At 63.8% G+C, this 19,057-nt stretch carries 15 protein-coding genes and 1 pseudogene; 12 read left to right on the forward strand and 4 right to left on the reverse strand.

What is annotated here, in order from left to right; all coding sequences use genetic code 11:
• Positions 1 to 128 precede the first annotated feature (128 nt).
• From AB4Z10_RS09080 to AB4Z10_RS09125, 10 genes are all read left to right on the forward strand, one after another.
• Positions 129 to 629 carry a flavin reductase family protein gene (locus AB4Z10_RS09080; protein WP_441470071.1) on the forward strand — a complete coding sequence of 167 codons (501 nt, stop codon included), beginning with the start codon at positions 129 to 131 and terminating at the stop codon, positions 627 to 629.
• Between the two features lie 31 nt (positions 630 to 660).
• Complete coding sequence (locus tag AB4Z10_RS09085; protein WP_441470406.1) at positions 661 to 1,995, forward strand: LLM class flavin-dependent oxidoreductase; 1,335 nt, start codon at positions 661 to 663, stop codon at positions 1,993 to 1,995.
• A 90-nt stretch (positions 1,996 to 2,085) separates the two neighbouring features.
• Positions 2,086 to 3,240, forward strand: coding sequence for a M24 family metallopeptidase (locus AB4Z10_RS09090; RefSeq protein WP_441470407.1), 1,155 nt, complete (start codon positions 2,086 to 2,088; stop codon positions 3,238 to 3,240).
• A 29-nt stretch (positions 3,241 to 3,269) separates the two neighbouring features.
• The gene (locus tag AB4Z10_RS09095; protein WP_441470072.1) at positions 3,270 to 4,304 is read left to right on the forward strand and encodes an amidohydrolase family protein; all 1,035 of its coding nucleotides are present in this window, start codon (positions 3,270 to 3,272) and stop codon (positions 4,302 to 4,304) included.
• A 68-nt stretch (positions 4,305 to 4,372) separates the two neighbouring features.
• Entirely contained in the window at positions 4,373 to 4,621 is a 249-nt protein-coding gene (locus tag AB4Z10_RS09100; protein ID WP_441470073.1) for a hypothetical protein, read from the forward strand.
• Between the two features lie 37 nt (positions 4,622 to 4,658).
• Positions 4,659 to 5,372, forward strand: coding sequence for a PAQR family membrane homeostasis protein TrhA (gene trhA, locus AB4Z10_RS09105; RefSeq protein ID WP_441470074.1), 714 nt, complete (start codon positions 4,659 to 4,661; stop codon positions 5,370 to 5,372).
• Between the two features lie 346 nt (positions 5,373 to 5,718).
• Positions 5,719 to 5,883 (forward strand): hypothetical protein, encoded by a 165-nt coding sequence (locus tag AB4Z10_RS09110; RefSeq protein WP_441470075.1) that lies wholly within the window; start codon positions 5,719 to 5,721, stop codon positions 5,881 to 5,883.
• Positions 5,884 to 6,051: 168 nt separating this feature from the next.
• The gene (locus AB4Z10_RS09115) at positions 6,052 to 6,564 is read left to right on the forward strand and encodes a YciE/YciF ferroxidase family protein (RefSeq protein ID WP_441470076.1); all 513 of its coding nucleotides are present in this window, start codon (positions 6,052 to 6,054) and stop codon (positions 6,562 to 6,564) included.
• Positions 6,565 to 6,682: 118 nt separating this feature from the next.
• On the forward strand, positions 6,683 to 6,850 hold the full coding sequence (locus tag AB4Z10_RS09120) for a hypothetical protein (RefSeq protein ID WP_441470077.1): 168 nt from the start codon (positions 6,683 to 6,685) through the stop codon (positions 6,848 to 6,850).
• Positions 6,851 to 7,152: 302 nt separating this feature from the next.
• A complete protein-coding gene (locus tag AB4Z10_RS09125) occupies positions 7,153 to 8,187 on the forward strand; it encodes a DUF1254 domain-containing protein (RefSeq protein ID WP_441470078.1) in 1,035 nt (344 codons plus the stop codon).
• Positions 8,188 to 8,210: 23 nt separating this feature from the next.
• Here the strand turns inward: AB4Z10_RS09125 and AB4Z10_RS09130 are convergent.
• From AB4Z10_RS09130 to AB4Z10_RS09140, 3 genes and pseudogenes are all read right to left on the reverse strand, one after another.
• Positions 8,211 to 8,396: pseudogene (locus AB4Z10_RS09130) on the reverse strand (IS481 family transposase); the annotation flags it as partial.
• A 71-nt stretch (positions 8,397 to 8,467) separates the two neighbouring features.
• Complete coding sequence (locus tag AB4Z10_RS09135) at positions 8,468 to 8,728, reverse strand: hypothetical protein (protein WP_441470079.1); 261 nt, start codon at positions 8,726 to 8,728, stop codon at positions 8,468 to 8,470.
• Between the two features lie 68 nt (positions 8,729 to 8,796).
• Positions 8,797 to 9,018, reverse strand: coding sequence for a hypothetical protein (locus AB4Z10_RS09140; protein ID WP_441470080.1), 222 nt, complete (start codon positions 9,016 to 9,018; stop codon positions 8,797 to 8,799).
• A 596-nt stretch (positions 9,019 to 9,614) separates the two neighbouring features.
• On the opposite strand from AB4Z10_RS09140, the gene AB4Z10_RS09145 reads away from it, so the two are divergent.
• Together AB4Z10_RS09145 and AB4Z10_RS09150 are read left to right on the forward strand one after the other, a co-directional pair.
• Complete coding sequence (locus AB4Z10_RS09145) at positions 9,615 to 10,046, forward strand: hypothetical protein (protein WP_441470081.1); 432 nt, start codon at positions 9,615 to 9,617, stop codon at positions 10,044 to 10,046.
• A gap of 80 nt (positions 10,047 to 10,126) precedes the next feature.
• Positions 10,127 to 10,357 (forward strand): hypothetical protein, encoded by a 231-nt coding sequence (locus AB4Z10_RS09150; RefSeq protein ID WP_441470082.1) that lies wholly within the window; start codon positions 10,127 to 10,129, stop codon positions 10,355 to 10,357.
• A gap of 40 nt (positions 10,358 to 10,397) precedes the next feature.
• Here AB4Z10_RS09150 and AB4Z10_RS09155 read toward each other — a convergent pair whose 3' ends face one another.
• Positions 10,398 to 18,749 (reverse strand): GH36-type glycosyl hydrolase domain-containing protein, encoded by an 8,352-nt coding sequence (locus AB4Z10_RS09155; protein WP_441470083.1) that lies wholly within the window; start codon positions 18,747 to 18,749, stop codon positions 10,398 to 10,400.
• Between the last annotated feature and the right edge of the window lie 308 nt (positions 18,750 to 19,057).

A 19,057-nucleotide genomic window follows, 5' to 3' on the forward strand; every position in this document is an offset into this window, starting at 1 on the left:
CCGGTCGACAACGACGCTCGGCGCTGGCCAGCCCGAACCGCCGAGAAATGGCTTGACAGTTAGGTAGCATGCTCACCATATTAGTGAGCATACTCATCAATTGCCTCATGCCGCGGAGACTTAGGACAATGGACGCCGCCGCCTTCAAATGCGCGATGCGCAATGTCGCTGGCACGGTCGCGGTCATCGCCGTCGGCAAGCAGAAGGGGCAACGGACAGGATTGACCGCGACATCGATCTGTTCGCTATCCGACGATCCGCCCGCCCTGCTCGTCTGCGTCAATCGAAACGCCAGCGCTCACTCCCGCATTCGCGCCGATCGTTGCTTCAGTGTGAACGTGCTGGCGGAAGATCAGCAGATGCTGGCGAACCGCTTCGCCGGCCGCGAACAGGTCTCGGGCGAAGCGCGTTTTGCGGTCGACCGATGGACCACGCTCGAAACGGGAGCGCCCGTTCTGCTCGATGCGATTGCGGTGTTTGATTGCGAACTTTCAAGCGAATATCAGACGCCGACTCACTCAATTTTCGTCGGACTTGTCCGCGACGCCCGCGAGCAGATCGCCGAGGCGCCGCTGGTTTATCTGCGCGGCGCCTATGCCGCGGTCCGGCCATCCCCGACACGCTTTTGAAATGAGCCGCATGATGCGATCTCGCGAAACGATGACGCTCGGCCTGTTTTTCAACCACACAGGCCATCACGTCGCCTCCTGGCGCCATCCGGACGCGCAAGCCGATGCGGGCGTCAACATTCGCCACTATCTCGACATGGCGAGAACAGCCGAGCAGTCGAAATTCGACTTCCTGTTCTTCGCAGATCAGGTCGCCGTTCGCGAGGCGCATCCGGACGCGCTTAGCCGCTCCGCGCAGTATACCGCGCATTTCGAGCCTCTGACGCTCTTGTCGGCGCTGTCGGTAGTAACCGACCGGATCGGACTCGTGGCGACAGCCTCGACGAGCTACAACGAGCCCTATCATCTGGCGCGCAAATTCGCGTCGCTCGACCATCTCAGCGGCGGCCGCGCCGGCTGGAACGTCGTAACGTCAACCGCGCATGCGGAGGCGCAAAATTTCGGGCGTGACCAGCATTATGACCACGCCGAGCGTTATGACCGGGCACATGAATTCCTCGATGTCGTCCGCGGTCTCTGGGATAGCTGGGATGATGACGCCTTCATACGCGACAAGCAAAGCGGCGCTTATTTCGATCCGACAAAGCTGCATGCGCTCGAACACAAGGGCAAGCACTTCAAGATTCGCGGGCCGCTGAATGTTCCGCGACCGATTCAGGGCCATCCGGTAATCGTTCAGGCCGGATCGTCCGAAGATGGCCGTGAATTCGCCGCCGCAACAGCCGAGATCGTCTTTACAGCCGAAATGGACCTCGCCAGCGCCCAGCAATATTATCGCGACGTGAAGGGGCGCATGGCGCGCTACGGCCGCCGCCCCGAACATCTGCATGTGCTCACGGGCATCAACCCGATCGTCGGCCGAACCGAGGCCGAAGCGAACGAAAAGCATGAGCACATGCAGTCGCTCATCCATCCGATCGTCGGGCGCGAAATCCTGTCGACCATGCTCGGCGGCGCGGATCTTTCGTCCTATTCGCTCGACGGCCCCCTGCCCGACCTGCCGCAGACGGACGCCAGCAAGAGCGGCCTCTATCAGAATATCGTCAAGCTTGCGCAGCGCGAAAAGCTGACGATCCGCCAGCTCTATCTCAGACTTGCAGGAGCGCGCGGAAAGCTGACGATCAAGGGATCGGTCGAGCAAGTCGTCGACAAAATGGAAGAGTGGTTCCGGCAAGGCGGCAGCGACGGATTCATCGTTCAGCCGTCCCATTTGCCCGGCAGCCTGGATGAATTCGCAACGCTGGCAATTCCGGAGCTGCAGCGGCGCGGCCTCTTCCACCGCGACTATGACGGCGAAACCTTGCGCGACGGGTTGGGCCTGCCGCGCCCCGAAAGCCGTTACAGGCTGGCGCGTCAGACCCCTTGATCATCGTTTTCATCCACCTGCCGCCACCACCGGGATCGCGCGCCAATGTCCATGATTGAGAGATTTTCCGATCCAACTCCGCGCGCCGAAATGGAGCGCCGATGGAAGGCCGTTCGCGAACGCATGAGTGAGCGAGGGCTCGACGCCCTGATCGTGCAAGGCGCCAACAACCTCGCCGCTGGCGGCGGCTATTTTCGCTGGTTCACCGGCCTTGGCGCGTTGCCGAACCCGGCGCAGACATTGATCGTACCGGCCGACGGCCTCATGACTCTCGTGTCCCATGGAGCCGCCGGGCGCGTCGTCGATCTCGATGATCGCGATGAGACATTACCCGGCGTCGGCCGCCGACTGTTCACCGCCAATTTTCCCATGGTGCGGTATACCGGCCAGCAGGACGCGGAAGCAGTCGCGGCCGAGATTACGCGCGCCGGGTTTCAAGCGGTCGGGCTTGTCGGCGCAAACGCCATGTATCACGGCTTCGCGTCCGGGCTGCAGAGGCGCGCCGGCAATGTCCGGTGGTCCGACGCCAGCGATCTCGTCGATGATGCGCGCGCTATCAAGAGCGAGGTCGAGATCGATTTCATTCGTCGCGCGGCGGCGATGCAGGACGACATCTTCGCGCGCATCGGCGCCTTCATCCAGCCCGGCATGCGCGATTTCGAAGTGATGGCCTACGCCTATTATCTCGGTCAGACGATGGGCAGTCAGACCGGCTATTTTCTGGGCTCCTCGGCCGCTGCGGGCGAACCGACTCCAATGCTTATCCGCCCGTTCCATGGCCGCACGCTGCGCGAGGGCGATACGTTGCTGCTGCAGGCGGAGAATAGCGGGCCGGGCGGATATTTCGTCCATATCGCGCGGCATTTCACGCTCGGCAAGGCGCCGGCCGAATTGACCGACGGCTTCGCTGAGATGGTCGAGGCGCAGGATTTCACCGTATCCCTTCTATCGGCTGGCGCACGGTGCGACGAAATCCTCGCGGTCTACAACGACTATATGGGCCATCGCGGCTTTCCGCCGGAGCGTCGCGTCCATTGCCATGGCCAGGGTTGCGACGCCGTAGAACGGCCGCTGGCGCATGCCGAGGAAACGATGACGATCGCGCCCGACATGAATATCGGCATCCATCCGAGCCTGTCGACAGAGCGCCTGTTCGTGACCGTCTGCGATAATTTCCTGACCCGATCCGATGGCATCGCCGAGCGGCTGCACAAGACGCCCCGCGCGATCGTCGAATTGAACTGAGGCTCCGGCCGGCCATCGAGGATCTAAGCATGTCGCCCAGCATTGTCGCCGTTGAAGAGCATTTTTGGACACCGAAGCTTCGCGATCTGCGGCGTGGCCATGACGTGATGAGCAGTGCCACGCTCGACGCGGCGCTCAGCGATCTTGGCGCCGGGCGCATCGCCGCGATGGACGCCGCTGGCATCGGCATGCAGATTTTATCCGAAGTGGAGCCGGGGGCGCAGAACTTCGAGCCTGCCGACTCCGTCCGGCTTGCGCAGCTGTCGAACGATTTTCTGGCCGCAGCGGTGGAGCGCTATCCCGACCGCTTCCGCGGCCTTGCTATGCTGCCGACCCCGGACCCGCAGGAAGCGGCCAGGGAGCTCGAACGACGCGTTTCCGTTGATGGCTTCCGCGGCGCCATGATCCATGGGTTGACCCGAGGCGAATTCATCGACGCGCGGAAATACTGGGGCATCTTCGAGCGCGCCGAAGGATTGGGCGTTCCGATCTATATCCACCCGGCGACGCCCGCCGCGCCGGTGATAGACGCCTATTACAAGGATTATCCGGTCCTGATCCGCGGCGCGCTCGGATTCACGGTCGAGGCGGCGACGATAGCCACGCGGCTGGTGCTCAGCGGCGCACTGGATGAATTCCCGAACCTGCAGATCGTGCTCGGCCATCTCGGCGAGGGGCTGCCCTTCATGATGGAACGCTGCGACGCGATCATCGCCCGGCATGTCACGATGAAGCGGCGGTTCCGCGACTATTTTCGCCGCCATTTCCATCTGTCAACGAGCGGAAACTTCTCCCACCCTGCCCTCGCCTGCGCTCTCGCGGAAATCGGCGCCGAGCGCGTGCTGTTCGCCGTCGATTACCCTTTCTGGTCGAACATCGACGCGCGCGCTTTCATTGATTCTGCGCCGATCAGCGAGCTGGACCGCGACAGGATTATGTCGACGAATGCACGGGCCCTGTTCGCGCTCCCAGCCGACGCAGGCGGCGTCGGCGTCGATGCCGCGCTCCTTCCTAAGCTGCACGCGTCGGAGGCCGCGCCCGACATCCCCCCGGATTTGCGTTGAATGCCGCGATAGCGACGGAACATTCCGCCTGCGGCTGGCTTGAGCTTGTTTGCGAGGAGACGGCTCCGATGTTCAAGATGTTCTACGAACTGTCCATGCTCGCCGCTGAAGCACAGCACGCAATTTGGCTGCGTACGATCAAGCTGTCGGCCGGCGGATCTGCCGCCGATCGCGAGGCGGAGTTGATGGTCGCGGAGAAATTCGCCGCTGCTCACCAGGCTTTCGCAAGCCTCGCAACAGGAACATCTCCGGTCGGAATTGTGCGTGCATATCGATCCAAAGTGCGCTCGAATGTGAGGCGGCTGTCACGATCGTAGGCACGACCGTCGGCGATTTTCTGCCTCGATTGCGTGAATGCGAGTATGTCGATTACCGATCGCCCGAAAAACCATCGAGAAACCTGACGTGCGGCAACCAGCGCAAGGACGCTTCGATTTCAGCCGGGCCGAGCGTTGGGCCGATGGAGTGGTCCATGTCCTCGGGGTCGCCCTGGGTCTTGGTGCGGTCACTGCCTTGATAGGTAGAGTGCTGGCAACAGCTTCACTGCCTGCTCTCGTTCCTGTCGCGATATACAGCTTCGCATTGATCGCCGTTCTGACCGTTTCTGCGGTCTACAACATGTTGCCGGTGTCGCCGATGAAGTGGCTGATACGGCGCTTCGACCATTCGGCCATCTACGTTTTGATAGCCGGCACCTACACCCCGTTTCTGATGAAGCTCAGCGAAACCGTTGTGGCGCAAGCGCTTTTGGCCTTGGTCTGGATCGCGTCGATTGCGGGCGTCTTGCTTAAGATCGCCCTGCCGGGTCGGTTCGATCGCCTTTCGATCGCGCTCTATCTCTTCATTGGTTGGAGCGGCGTGGTCGTGTGGGAGCACATTGCGCAGTTGCCGGCGGAAACCCTGTGGCTGATGTTGGCGGGCGGCATTCTCTACACAGTAGGGGTACTCTTCCACGTCTGGCAGAGCCTTCCGTTTCAGAACGCTATCTGGCACGCATTCGTGCTCGTGGCGTCCGGCTGTTTCTACGGGGCCGTGTTTCTGACTTACGGCCCAGCTTCATCGGCCTGAGTTTCCGGCGATGATCGCCAAACGTAGTTTGCCGCGGATTTTTGCGCGGTGATGGACCTGCTGCGGGTGTTCCTGCGGTCACGGGTCGCGATGTACTCGCTGCCGTTGAATATCAGTTCCTGGGCGACCATCCAGTATGGGCCGTAGCATCAAAGCGCAGTGCCGCCGTTCGATCCGATTGAAGAACCATTCCCGGTTGGGCGGAACATATCGCCTCTTCCATCGTTTCCTAGAGATCGAGCGGGCCGTAACGTCCGCAATGCGCTGGTTGTTTCGCACCGAGCGACCGGCTCCTTCCTCGACCGAAACCGCTCCGGCTCGCGCCTAGGTCGCCCGTGTCATCGCCATGAGCAGCCGCAGCGGCAACATGGCTCCTGCCAACAAGACCTACGTCGCCCACGTGAGCACCGCCCAGACCGGCATCAGCCGGCCTGAGGCTGAAAAGCGTATCACCGGCTCGATCGCGGAAGCCAAGCAAACCGCGGCCAAGGGCGAGCAGACTGCCCGCTAAACGGCTGACAGGGCTCGCAAGGCCGCCGCCTCCTTTGCCTTGGCGACTTTCATCGCGATGCCCATCGGCGCACTGGCCTCGATCCACGGCGCGACCGGAGGTGTCCGCGCCCGCGACAAGTTCGACGCCTGATCCATGCCTGCAACCCCGACAACCGGAGAATTCCCAATGGCCATGAATGCACCAAAGGCCCTCGACGACATGTTCCATGACATGCTCAAGGACGTCTATTACGCCGAGAAGCAGATCCTGAAGGCGCTGCCCAAGATGGCGAAGGCGGCCAGGTCGCCCGATCTCAAGAAGGCCTTCGAGACGCATCGCGAGGAGACCGAGGGTCATGTCGAGCGCCTCGGGGACGTCTTCGAAGTGATCGGCAAGGCGCCTCGCGGCAAGACCTGCGACGCCATCCTCGGCATTCTGGAGGAAGGCAAGGCGGTCATGGAAGACTACGCCGACAGCCCGGCGCTCGATGCTGGCCTCGTCGCCTCGGCCCAGGCGGTCGAGCACTACGAGATGACGCGCTATGGCACCCTGAAGTCGTGGGCGAAGCAACTCGGCCACAACCAAGCGGTGACGCTGCTCGACGCCACACTCACCGAGGAAACCAAGACCGACAAGTTGCTGACACAGCTCGGCGGGCCGGCGAATTCGGCCGCTGTCACGAGCGCCAAGGCGGCGTAATCCGCCGGGTTCATGTGAAGCCCTCTCTCCTCGCTGGAGAGAGGGCTTCACGCCATTCGTATCCATGTTTCAGGGTTGTTCGATGGATCCCGCAGAACCGATCATGAGCGGCCGGGACTTGGCGCTGCGCATGAAAGCTGCTTTTCCGGACCGTGACTGGGTCGCCCTCATCGCGCAGCGCTCGGGCCAGACCCGCGACTTCGTCGAGTGGCATCTGCAGGAGGATATGATCCCGCCGGATCCGATCATTGCCGCGGCACGCTCTCTTCTTGCGCAGGTGCCATGAGGAATGCGCCACGGCGATTGCTCGGACGCATTAAGGCCCCCGGCCGAATAAAAAGGCGCGCGCCTGCATCTTGATGCCCGCATGGAACTCCATCGCGCTGTCCTGAGTGAGATGCGCGGTGAAGATCGCCCTTTCATTGGCGCAAAATGGCAAGACTGCGGCCTGCCCATGCGCGAAATGATCCGACGAGAATCTGTCGGCCGATCACGCAATGATCGGTTCGATGGCATTTGAGTTGTGCCGTGCCGAGCCTTGTGTGATGGCCCCGCATCGTTGGTCAGATTGAATGAAGAGGTACGTCCATGCTCCGCTCGGTTGGGATCGGTCTCGCATTTGCTTCGGTTGCACTGACCGGTGGAGCATTCGCCGAGGCGCCAGGCGGCAAAATCCCGGTCACCGTTGACAATTTCGTCCGCGCTGAGACCGATAATTACCTCGCGGCGAATGCAAAGACCATCGGTGGGCTGGGCAGGTTTCAGCACTCCCGGGAACCCGCGGCGATCGATGGGCAAACGGTCATCCGCATGAACCGAGATACGCTCTATTCGTTTGCCGTGTTTGATCTTGCCGCCGGACCGGTAACGCTCTCGCTGCCTGACACGGGCAAGCGCTATATGTCGATGATGGTCGTCGATCAGGATCACTACCTGCCAGTCGTCGCCTACGGCACGAAGCCGGTTACGCTGACGCAGAAATCGGTTGGCACTCGATATGCGTTCGTCGCAGTCCGGACGCTGGTTGCCCCCAACAACCCGAAGGATCTGGACGAGGTCCACAGGCTTCAGGACGCCATCAAGGTCAGCCAGAAGGAGACAGGGAAGCTCGACCTTCCAAACTGGGACCGGGAGAGCCTCTCGGACATCCGCAATGCTCTGCTTGCGCTATCAAAACATCAGCCGTCGTTTCGTGGCTCCTTTGGAGCCCGGGGCCAAGTCGATCCGATCCAGCACTTGCTTGGCACAGCCTCCGGATGGGGCGGCATTCCGGAAAAGCACGCCATCTACGAGAGCTTCACTCCTGCGAAAAACGACGGCAAAACGGTCTATGCCATCAATGTGCCAAAGACCGTGCCGGTGAAGGAGTTCTGGTCGGTCAGCGTCTACAACTCAAAGGGCTTCTTCGAGAAGAACGCCAATAATGCCTATTCGGTCAACGACATCACCGCGAAGAAGAATGCGGACGGCTCGGTGACCGTCCAGCTCGGCGGCTGTGACGGCAAAATCCCAAACTGCCTGCCGATCGTCGAGGGTTGGAACTACACCGTACGGCTTTATCGTCCGGAGGAATCCCTCATCAGCGGCAAGTGGAAGTTCCCGGAGGCCAAGTCCTTGAACTGAGCCTCATCGGCAAATGCGGGGGCGCGGGGTGCGTCATCGATGCAGGCATGGGCGAACTCCCAGCCAGCTCCGATGCTGCGGCCGCCGCCGCCATCGCCGGTGACACGATGACCCGGCTCACGGAAACGATTGAGCTTCCTGATGTCGATATGGGTCAGTTCGCCTGGGAGGGCGCGCTCGTAGCTACGCACCGGCCGGGCCGGGCCGAGGGCGCGCTGAAGCTTCGCAACTTCAGCTTCCTCGCTCGGGACCGGAGGGACAAGCAATTGAGAGCTCACATCTAGAGCTGCTTATCCTTCTCCAGAGCGGCTGCCAGCTCTACGGGATCGACCAGGATAATCTGAGAGGAGCCATGTGAAAGTTCGATGGCCGGGATCTGCAGCATCGTGGCGGTACGGCGGAAGGCCTGGAACGACGGACCCAGGATCTCCTCCTCGTCGGTGACGACCCGGTAGGTCCCGGGCGGCTGAGGGTTCGATAGAACGCTCAGCCTGAAGGAATGGCTGAACGTGACCTCAGATTCTGTGCTTCGGTCAGCCATGATCCGAACCCGCAATTCTCTGCCACGGTATCATGGCAGCACGTTCAATTGTCCGTTGGATGCTACGGCTATCTCAGATTGCCGAAAGGATTCCTCTGCGTGAGGTTGGCCCGGATCTGATGCTCTTCGATGGCGCGCTCGAGGCCATCGTCTCCGCGAACCCGGTATTGCCTCTGTCCTCGTTCGTTCACCGGCAGCACCCGTATGATCTCGAAGTTTCCGACCGCCGGCCTTTCCGGGAAACCGAAGGACAGGCTGATGACGTCACCTTGGTGGTAGTCGCTCGGCATGACTCGGCTCCTCAATCTTGCAGCGTTAGTCGAGCAGCCTTCCAACGAAGGTCGCCCCATCGCTGCTGTGGTCGGTGATCGCGAGGTTCACGACCTGTCCGTCGTCGCAAATCAGCCTGGCCTCATGGAAGAGAAACGGGCGATGAGGCTGGCGAAGATCAAGGTCGAAATGCCCGCGGCACCTGCCGCTTGCGTTCCCGGACGTTTCGAATCCGTACCGCACCGACTGGCGCGTGCCATCGCGCCAGACGATCTGGCCCAATCCTTCAAACCAAATGGCTTGCCGCTGATTTTGCACGATATTTGCCCCGAATTCCGGCGTCAGATTGACACCGCGGCTCGCTCTCGGTTCGGGCTTAAAAGGAGGCGACAATTCAGTAGGCGCTTGTTCAATAGAATACGCAAGCGCGATTCTGCGTCACCTTTGCAGAAGCGGCAAAGGGACGCTGATAGGCTAAGGACTAACGAAGTTGTGACCCGGTGAGATTCGCTTCCCTCCGGCAAAAGCGCAATATTCGCTAGCCGACAGCTTCCAAAACATGTGGTGCCGGCGGAGGCGGGCCAGGGTGCCTAGCCCCGGCGGAGAGGTGGACATCATGTCCTCTGCGCTGCTGGCTCCCGAGAATTTGGGGATGATCGAGCGATTGCTCGTCGAGCTAGGGTATCCGCCTCGGCGCGGGGCCGGCCAGGAAGCGTCCCGAGCCCGCCTGCTCCGTGATGCCGTCAAGGGCAGCGTGTCGCTCGAAACTGATCTGCGACGACTTTTGGCCGAGCGCGTCAAGCCAGCGAGGCGGTGGCGGCGCACGTACTCGCCCGGCAAGATCGGCTTTCCGTATGGCAGACAGGAGCGCATGCTTCCTTCGCCAGAGGAGGAGTTTAACGTTGCTGGGCTGAGTTTCCCAATCGGCAGCACCGACCACAGCGACACCGTGGGTGGTAGCGAAAAATGCGGCTGGAAAAACCGCGACCGCGTCGCCATGAATAACGGGTACGCTTTGGCTGCTGCCGTCCGAACGCAGGCAGGGTGATGGAAGAGCGGGAACAGACGATCCGAGAGCTCCTTTCCGAGGCACTGGACCTTTGTGTCCGTGCGCGGAAGATGGACGCAATGGACAGACGGGCTGCCGCGCTGGCAGCCTCCAGCGATCCAGCGGGGTGGCAGGCGAGCGGCAGTTTCGGCCGCTATGTCGAGCGGCACAATGTCCGGTACCCGCTGAGACCGATATCGACCCGCAGCGGGACCGTCTCGCGCTGGTTTCAGGATCAGTACGACAAGGACCTCGTGGATTGGGAGGCTCGCACTCGCAGGGCTTTGATGAAGAAGCCCCGCGACGACTGACTTGAAGGCAGAGCTTTCAGGGGCAAACTGGCAGTCAGTATCAGGTGAACATCAGCAGATCGTGGCTTCTGCCGTCGATAGGGACACGGACGGGTCGATCGGCGTCTGCGCCACGCACTCCGTCGAGAACCCAATAAGGCTCGTTCTCCTTGCCCGCGCCGAGTGCGCGAAGCTCGATCCGGCAGATCGCCTCACCGAGCCTCACCGTCGCCTGGAACCCCGGCCAAGCTGAAGGGATGCAGGGGTCGACAAGGAGGACATCGCCCTCCCGGCGAATGCCCAGGATACCTTCCACGCCGGCTCGATGCATCCAGCCGGCCGAGCCCGTATACCAGGTCCAGCCGCCACGCCCGGTATGGGGCGCGACTGAATAGACGTCGGCCGCCACGACATAGGGTTCGACCTTGTAGCGCTCGGCCTCTTCCGGCGTGCGGGCATGGTTGATCGGATTCAGAAGGGCGAAGAGATCATGCGCATTCTCTCCTGCACGCAGCTTGGCGAAGGCGAGGATCGCCCACATGGCGGCATGGCTGTATTGCCCGCCATTCTCGCGCAGGCCCGGCGGATAGCCCTTGATGTAGCCCGGATCGAGCGGCGTCTTGTCGAACGGCGGTGCAAACAGCAGGGCAAGGCCATCGTCTGTGCGGATCAGGTGACGCGCGAATGAAGCCATCGCCGTCGCCGCCCGCCCGGAATCGGCGAGGCCTGAGAGCACCGCCCAAGACTGGGCGATGGCGTCGATTCTGCACTCGCCACTGTCCTTCGAGCCGAGCCAGGTGCCGTCGTCGAAGGTCGCCCGGCGATACCATTCGCCGTCCCAGGCCGAGCGCTCCAGCGCCTGCCGCACCGCCGCCGCATGGGCGCGCCAGCGCCCGGCGCGGCCGTGAGCTCGCTCTTCCGCCAACGGTGCGAAGAGTTCGATGGTGCGGATGAGCAACCAGCCGAGCCAGACGCTTTCCCCTCTTCCGCCCGCGCCGACATGATTCATGCCGTCATTCCAGTCGCCGGTTCCCATCAGCGGCAGGCCACGTGCGCCGATGAGCGAAAGAGCGTGATCGAGGCCGCGGGCGCAGTGCTCGAACAGCGAGGTCGTTTCATCGCTCTGCATCGGGTGGAAGAGCTGATCGGTTTCCTCCGGCCGCAATTGCGGCCCATCGAGATACGGAACGACCTCATCGAGAATCGAGATATCGCCCGAGCTCGTGACATAGGTAGCGGTCGCGAAGGCGAGCCAAACATGGTCGTCGGATATGCGGGTACGTATCCCCTGGCCCGTTTGCGGGAGCCACCAGTGCTGGACGTCGCCCTCGACGAATTGCCGCCCGGCCGCCCGCAAAATATGGCCGCGCGTCTCCCCCGGCAGGGCGAGCGTCAGCGCCATGCCGTCCTGCAGCTGGTCGCGGAAGCCATAGGCGCCGCTCGCCTGGTAGAAGGCCGAGCGGGCGCGGATGCGGCAGGCGAGCGTCTGATAGAGCAGCCAGCCGTTCAGCATGATGTCCATGGCCCGGTCCGGCGTCTTCACCTGGACGACGCCGAGCACCGCTTGCCAGTGATCGGTCACCGCGGCGAGGACGGCGTCGAGATCGGCTTCCCGATACCGCGCGACCAGCACCCGCGTCTCTTCCATGGAGGCGCATTGCCCGAGCAACGATACGACTTCGACGGTCTCGCCGATGCCGAGTTCCACGGTCGCCTGCAAGGCTGCGCATGGATCCAGGCCCGCGCCTGTCCTTCCAGAGAGGGGGAATTTGCCGGTCAGGCCGAGCGGCGATGCGGGGCCGTCTTCCCGCCCGAGAAACTCGGTACGGTCCGCCGTCCAGGCAGTCTGCCGTCCGCAGAGATCGGCGAAGGCAATTTGCGAGGCGAAGGCGATGCTCCATGGGTTGCGCGCCAGCATCGCCCCATTCCGCATGTCGATCTCGGTGGTGATGAACGGTGCCGATGCGCCGCGCGAGGTGCCGAGCACCCACTCCGCATAAGCCGTGACGGAAAGCCGGCGCGGTCTGCCGGACAGGTTGGTGAGCTTCAGGCGGGAAATCCTGACGGGATCGTCCAGCGGCACGAAGTGCAGCAGATCGAGCGCAATGCCGTTGGCTTCATGCTCGAAGCGGCTATAGCCGAACCCGTGCCGTGCCACGTAGATTCCGTCGTCGCGGATCGGCTGAGCGGTGGGACTCCACAGATCACCCGTCTCCTCGTCCCTGACATAGATCGCCTCGCCGGGCGGATCGGCGACCGGGTCGTTCGACCACGGGGTGATCTGGTTCTCGCGGCTGTTCGCCGCCCAGCTATAGCCGCTGCCCTCGGCGGATATCTGGAAGCCGAAGCCAGTATTGGCGATGACGTTGATCCAGGGCGCCGGTGTCGTCTGCCCCGCACCGAGGATGGTCACATATTCCCGGCCGTCCTTGTCGAAGCCCCCGAGGCCGTTGAAGAATTCGAGGGCGGGCGCGCTCCGCGACGGCGCCGGGCGGGGCATCGCAGCCGGCCGATGGACACGGCGTGTGTCAGCCGGTGGGGCCAAGGGCTGCTGCAACTGCGCCAGGTGATTGGCGATGGGGCCGCGCCGCGCCACCAGGACCACGCGCGCGACCGACTGCAGAAGCAGGCGCGACTCCACGCTCATCAGGTCAGCGCGCAGCACATGGACCGAGCCGCGCGCCGGCGTCTCGCCAAAGGGCGGCCGCGACTGGTTGGCCCGGACCGCCGCCTCGATGGCGGTCTGGAGATCCTGGACATAGGAGGAAACGCGCTCGTTGATGATGACGAGGTCCACCGCGAGGCGCTTCATGCGCCAATATTCGTGGGCGCGGAGCAACTGGCGCACCTGCGCGATGTCCTCGACATCGTCGATCCGCAGCAGAACGATGGGCAGGTCGCCGGAGATGGCGTGCTGCCATAGACCCGATTGCGAGCCGGCGCCCCGAAGGATCACTTCCGACGGCGACCTGAAGCGGCGATCAGCATAGAGCAGCGGTGCCGCAAGGCGCTGGAAATCGGCGGCCTCTCCCGCATCAATGTCGAGATGGCGGAGCTGAACCTGTGCCTGTGTCCAGGCCAGGGTCTTCGCACGATCGAACGCACTGCGATCATGGTGGGTGTCGATCAGGTCGAGAAGCTCTTCCCGCGAAGAGGCGACGACGGTCCAGAAGGCAACGCGCGCAACCTTTCCGGGTTCGATGCGCACGCTCTGGCGCAGCGAAAAGATAGGGTCCAGTACTGTCCCGACGGTGTTCGACAAAGGCTGCCCGCTCGACAGGGCTTTCGCCGTGTCGATGCTGCGGCCACGGCCGATGAAGCGGGCGCGGTCGGTCTCGTATTGCGGGCCGGCGGTGACATCGCCTTCCACGACGGCAAAATGCGCCGCCCATATCTGCGGCTCGTCCGGCGTCCGAAGCCGACGGGTGGCGATCAGGGCTCCGAAATTGGCCAGATACTCGGTCTGCACGAACATCTTTGCGAAGGCTGGATGCGCATCGTCGGCGGCCGGCGTGGTCAGGACGAGCTCGGCATAGGATGTCAGCTCGATCTCGCGTGTCCGTCTGCCGCTGTTGGCGAGGGAAATGTGACGGACTTCGCCGTTGTGCTCGCCGGAAACGATGACATCCACCGTCGTCGACAGATCCAGATCGTGGTGCGTGAACCGGGCGTGGTCCTCGCTGAACATGACCTCCCCTTCACCGGCACCGCCCGCCATCGGCCGGGCGGTGCCGGACCAGACGGCGCCGCTGCGAAGGTCTCGGGCGAAGATGAAGGAGCCCCAATCGTCGCGCGTCGCATCTTCCCGCCAGCGCGTCACGGCAATGTCGCGCCAGCGGCTGTAGCCGCCCCCGGTTGCGGTCAGCATGACGGCATAGGTTCCATTGGACAGCAGATGCGTGATCGGTGCACCGGCGGCCGAGGCCGTCAGGCGCCGCGCCGTCTCGCCGCCGCCGGGTGCCTCCGCAGCGGAGGCGCGGACCCCCTCGGCGCGCGGAGACGACAGCACGACGTCGCGGGGAGCGCGTTCCTGCAGCAAGAGCTCGCTCGCCCGGATCATCGGTTCACGATGAAACCTGTCGCGCATGCGCCCGTCATGGAGGGTATTGGCGATGGCCACGATGGTCATGGCCTGATGATGGGCCATGAAGCTGCCCACGATCGCGACAGTCTTTCCCTCGGGAAGCCGCGAGCGGGTGAAGTCGAGCGCTTCACGGAAGCCGTAGCGACCCTGGGCGCCCAACCGGGCAAGGTGGGCATAGTTCTTTCGCGCGCCCTGCGGATCCACCATGCTGGCGAGGCCGGTCGCATAGGGAGCGATCACGGTATTCTCGGCGAGGCCGCGCTTCAGGCCGAGGCCGGGTACGCCGAAATTCGAGTACTGGTAGGTGAACTCGATATCCCGAACATTGTACGCGGATTCGGACATGCCCCACGGGACGCCCAGCGATCGGCCGTAGGATTGCTGCCGCGCGACCACGAGACGGCTGGTCTGTTCGAGCACACTTCCGGCCGGCGCGCGCATCACCAGCGAGGGCATCAGGTATTCGAACATCGATCCTGACCAAGAGATCAGCGCCGACCCGTTCCCGAGCGGTGTCGAGAGCCGGCCGAGCCGGAACCAGTGCCGTGTCGGCGCATCGCCCTTGGCGATCGCGATCAGGCTGGCGAGCCGCGCCTCGGACGCCAGGAGGTCGTAGCAGCTCGGATCGAGGCCGTTATCGTCCAGGGCATAGCCGATGGAGAGCAGCTTCCGTTCGGGATCGAGCAGGAAGGCAAAATCCATTTCCATCGCCATGGCGCGTGCGGTGTCGGCGAGCGCCGTCAGGCGAGTCCTCATCGCTGCGGACGCCTCGGCGAGTTGGCGGCGATCGCGGTCATGTTCGCGCAAGCCCTTTCCGAGCGCATCGACCCAATAGGCGATGTCGGCGAGGCCGTCGCCGCCCTCCTCCAGGACAGGGGCCGGCGTCATTGCGGAGGCCTTCTGCGCGAGGCGGATCAGCGCGGGGGTGAGCGCATCTATCGTCTGGACGCCGCTGAGCTGGGCGTCGATCTCTTGCAGGACGGCGGCCAATGCCCGTGCCTGTTCGCTGTTCGGGATGTCCGGGGCCAGCAACGCCTCGCGCGCCAGAGCGAGATGGTCGGCCGCGCCCTGTCGCGCTGTCGCGGCGATAGAGGCATCCGCCCATTCTTCGCATGTGTTGGCCAGCGCAATGAGATGGCCCGCGAGATTGCCGCTGTCGACGGACGAGACATAGCTGGGAGGCAGCGTGGCGAGGTCCGTCGTCCCGTACCAGTTGAAAAAGTGCCCTCGAAAGCGCGGCAACTGCTTCAAGGTTTCGAATGTCGCCTCCAGCCGTTCGATGGTCTGGATCGTGCCCGCCCAGCCGAAGTCTCGCGCAACTGCGGCCGAAAGCAGATAAAGACCGATGTTGGTCGGCGAGGTCCGGTGCGCGAGGGCCGGCTTGGGATCCTCCTGGAAATTGTCCGGCGGCAACATGTTGTCGGCCGGCGTGACGAAGGTCTCGAAATAGCGCCAGGTGCGCCGCGCGATGAGGCGCAGATCGCGCGCCTCCGAATCCGGAATGGCGAGGCGCTGTGGCACACTGGGCGAGCGGCTTGCCCATTGCGCCACGACGGGCGCGCCGAGCCAGAGCAGCGCGAATGGAAGGACGAGCGGCCATGACGACGGCGCGAAGGCGAGCGCGCTCCCCGTCGTCAGGAGGGCCAGCGTCGTGCCGCCCGCCATCTGGCGATAGAAGCCCGGAACATCCAGCCTCGGGCTCGCAGTTGACCTGGCGGCCGTCGTCCATTCCAGCAGGTGACGGCGCGTGACGAGCAGCCGCACCAGGGTTCGGGCGATGGCATCGCCCATTCGCCAGGCCTGATCGGGAAGGAAGACAAGCGACAGGAACGTCTGGGCCGCAGCAAGCCGCAGCTCCGATGCCAGCCTGACGAGGTGACTGCGCAGGCGGATGTTGCGCCGACCAGGAAGCACCGAAAAAACGATCGGCAGGAAGGCGGGAACCACAATCGTCGCCACCGTCAGGAACGTGCCCATGATCGCTGCGGGCATGGGAAACAGCCAACTCAGGCCGAGCGCGAGCAAGGTTATCGGCGACAGGACCGAGCGCCGGAGATTGTCGAGCATCTTCCAGCGGCCGACGGCCGTGAGTGCTCCCGCTCCCGCGGTCAATCCCAGGATCCAGGGGAGAAGCTGCCAATCGCCGCGTGCCCAGCGGTGATGGCGCTTCATGGCGACATCGTAGCGCGAGGGAAACTCTTCGACGACCTCGACATCCGAGGCGAGTCCGGCGCGCGCGAACGCACCTTCGAACAGATCGTGGCTGAGCAGCGCGTTTTCCGGAATCCGGCCGGCAAGGGAGGCCTCGAACGCGTCGATCTCGTAGATGCCCTTGCCCGTGTAGGACCCCTCGCCGAAGAGGTCCTGATAAACGTCGGATACCGCCGCTGCGTAGGGGTCCATGCCGCCGGGGCCGGAGATGACCCGCTGATAATAGGAGCCTTCATTGCCGGTCGGCAGCGAGGGCGTGACCCGCGGCTGGAGAATGGCGTAACCGCTGACGACCCGATGTTCGGCAAGGCTGAATCTCGGACGGTTCAACGGATGCGCCATCTTGCCGATCAGCCGGAGCGCGGCGTCCCGGGGCAGGCGCGTATCGGCGTCGAGCGTGATGACGTAGCGCACATCGGCCGGAACATGCGGCAGGTGACCGGCCACGGACATGAAGGAGGTATCGTTCGCTCCGCGCAGAAGGCGGTTGAGTTCGTGCAGCTTGCCGCGTTTTCGCTCCCATCCCATCCATCGTTTCTCGCCTGGATTGAAGCGGCGGCGGCGGTGCAGCAGGAGGAAGCGGTCGCCTCCGGGACCGGGGCCGTAACGCCGGTTCAGTTCCTCGATGGCCTTCACGGCCACTTCGAGCAGCGGCGCGTCTTCGGCGAGGACCTCCCGGTCGGCGTCGACGCCGTCCGACAGCAAGGCAAAAGTGAGATCGCCGCCTGCGCCGGAAAGATGATGGACCTCCAGCCGCTCGATCTGTTCCAGGAGATCGGCTTCGCCGGTGAGCAGGGTCGGCACGGCGACGAGGGTGCGCAGGGAGGTGGGCACGCCGCCCGCGAGTTCGAGGCCGGGCAGCGCGGCGGCGCCGAACATGAAAGCCACCGCCCGGTTGACGAGGGCGGTCGCGACTTCGCTCGCCGGTATGAAGCCGACCAGCGCAAAGGCGGTGAGCCCGCCGGCGGAAAGACCCGCTGCGGAAAGCGCCCAGAGTGCGAGCGCGGTCAGGCCGAGTGTGACTGCGAGGATCGTGCCGACATAGCCGCCGAGGCCGAGGCGGATGCTGAGACGGATGAGGCGGAGCCGTGGTGGCGGACGAAATCGAATCGTCCGCTCGAACGCGGTTCGCCCGCCGGCTATCAGATGATAGCCGGGATCGCGGGCTGCTGCGGTTTCACCGTCCTCCGGCGCCGTGGCTTCCGCCGTCGCTGCGGCCTTCAGCGCACGCCCGGCGATGTCGAGCTCGGACAGCCGGGAACCGCGAGCGAGCTGCTCGATCGCGCTCCGATAGAGGTTGCGGGTTGGAAAATCCATGGCGCCGAAGGCGCTGCCTGCCCGTAGCCGGTCGTCGACGAGACTCACGCTCTCGAAGAGCTCGGCCCAGTCGATGTCGGAGATCAGCCGCATGCTGGTGATGATATTGCGCACGCTGACATTCGAGGCACCCAGCCGCCGCTGGGTTTGCTCGACCGCGCCATCGATCGACGCGCCCTGGGCTCGCAGCCGTTCCTCCAGCCACCCTAGGGCAGGTGTCGTCCAGGGGTCCTGGTCCCTGAGCCGCTTGGCGAGCTGCGCGGCGAAGACTTCACTAAGTGGCCCGGGAGAGCGACGAACAATGTCCGCCTCGAGCGCCGAGCGAGCTTCCCCCGAAGCCAGAAGCCGGTCGGCCAAAAGATCGGCCTCCCGACGGGAGCGGCGCCCATCCGTGATCTGATCGGCAAGTCGACGAAGATTCTCGATGAGCACGATGCGCAGCGTGATCGCGACAGCCCATAACTCGCCAATGGTCAGCGGCTGGACCTGCTGATAGGCGACGATGAAGCGGCGCAGCATCTCCGGATCGAAATGACTGTCCGTGTGCGCGACATAAGCCCAGGCCAGGCCCAATACGCGCGGATAGCCGGCGAAGGGGCCCTCGGCGAGCTTCGGCAATTGCCTGTAGTAGCCGGGTGGCAGGTCACCCTGGATTTCGCGGATCTGCTCCTCCACGAGATGGTAATTGTCCAGCAGCCATTCAGCGGCGGGGACGACCGCGTGCCCGCTCTCTACGACGACTGCCGTCGCCCGGTAGGCGGCGAGCAGCACGGCCGCATTGCTCTTCAGGCGTCCGTGCAAGGAGGGAACGGATGGAGGCCGAGTCGTGACCGGCTGAGCCGCGGCCAAGCTGCCGGCGTGCTCCTCCAGCCGTTCGACCCCGAACAGTTCCTCCCGGATTGGCGCCGTGTCGCTCCAGATGGAACCTAGCCAAGCGGCGGTTCCCCGCTGCAGCAGTTCTGTGCGGCGGCGACGCAGGGTGTCAGCAATTGCGTTCATGGCCGCCTTTCAGTCCACACTGGCACGATGTGGACGACGCCCAGGGACGAGCTTCGCCGATAGGCGAGACAGAAGATGTCCGACATCTCCTCCGCGTCGACCACCGCGCG

Source organism: Allobosea sp. RAF48, from assembly GCF_052114025.1.
GTDB lineage: Bacteria > Pseudomonadota > Alphaproteobacteria > Rhizobiales > Beijerinckiaceae > Allobosea.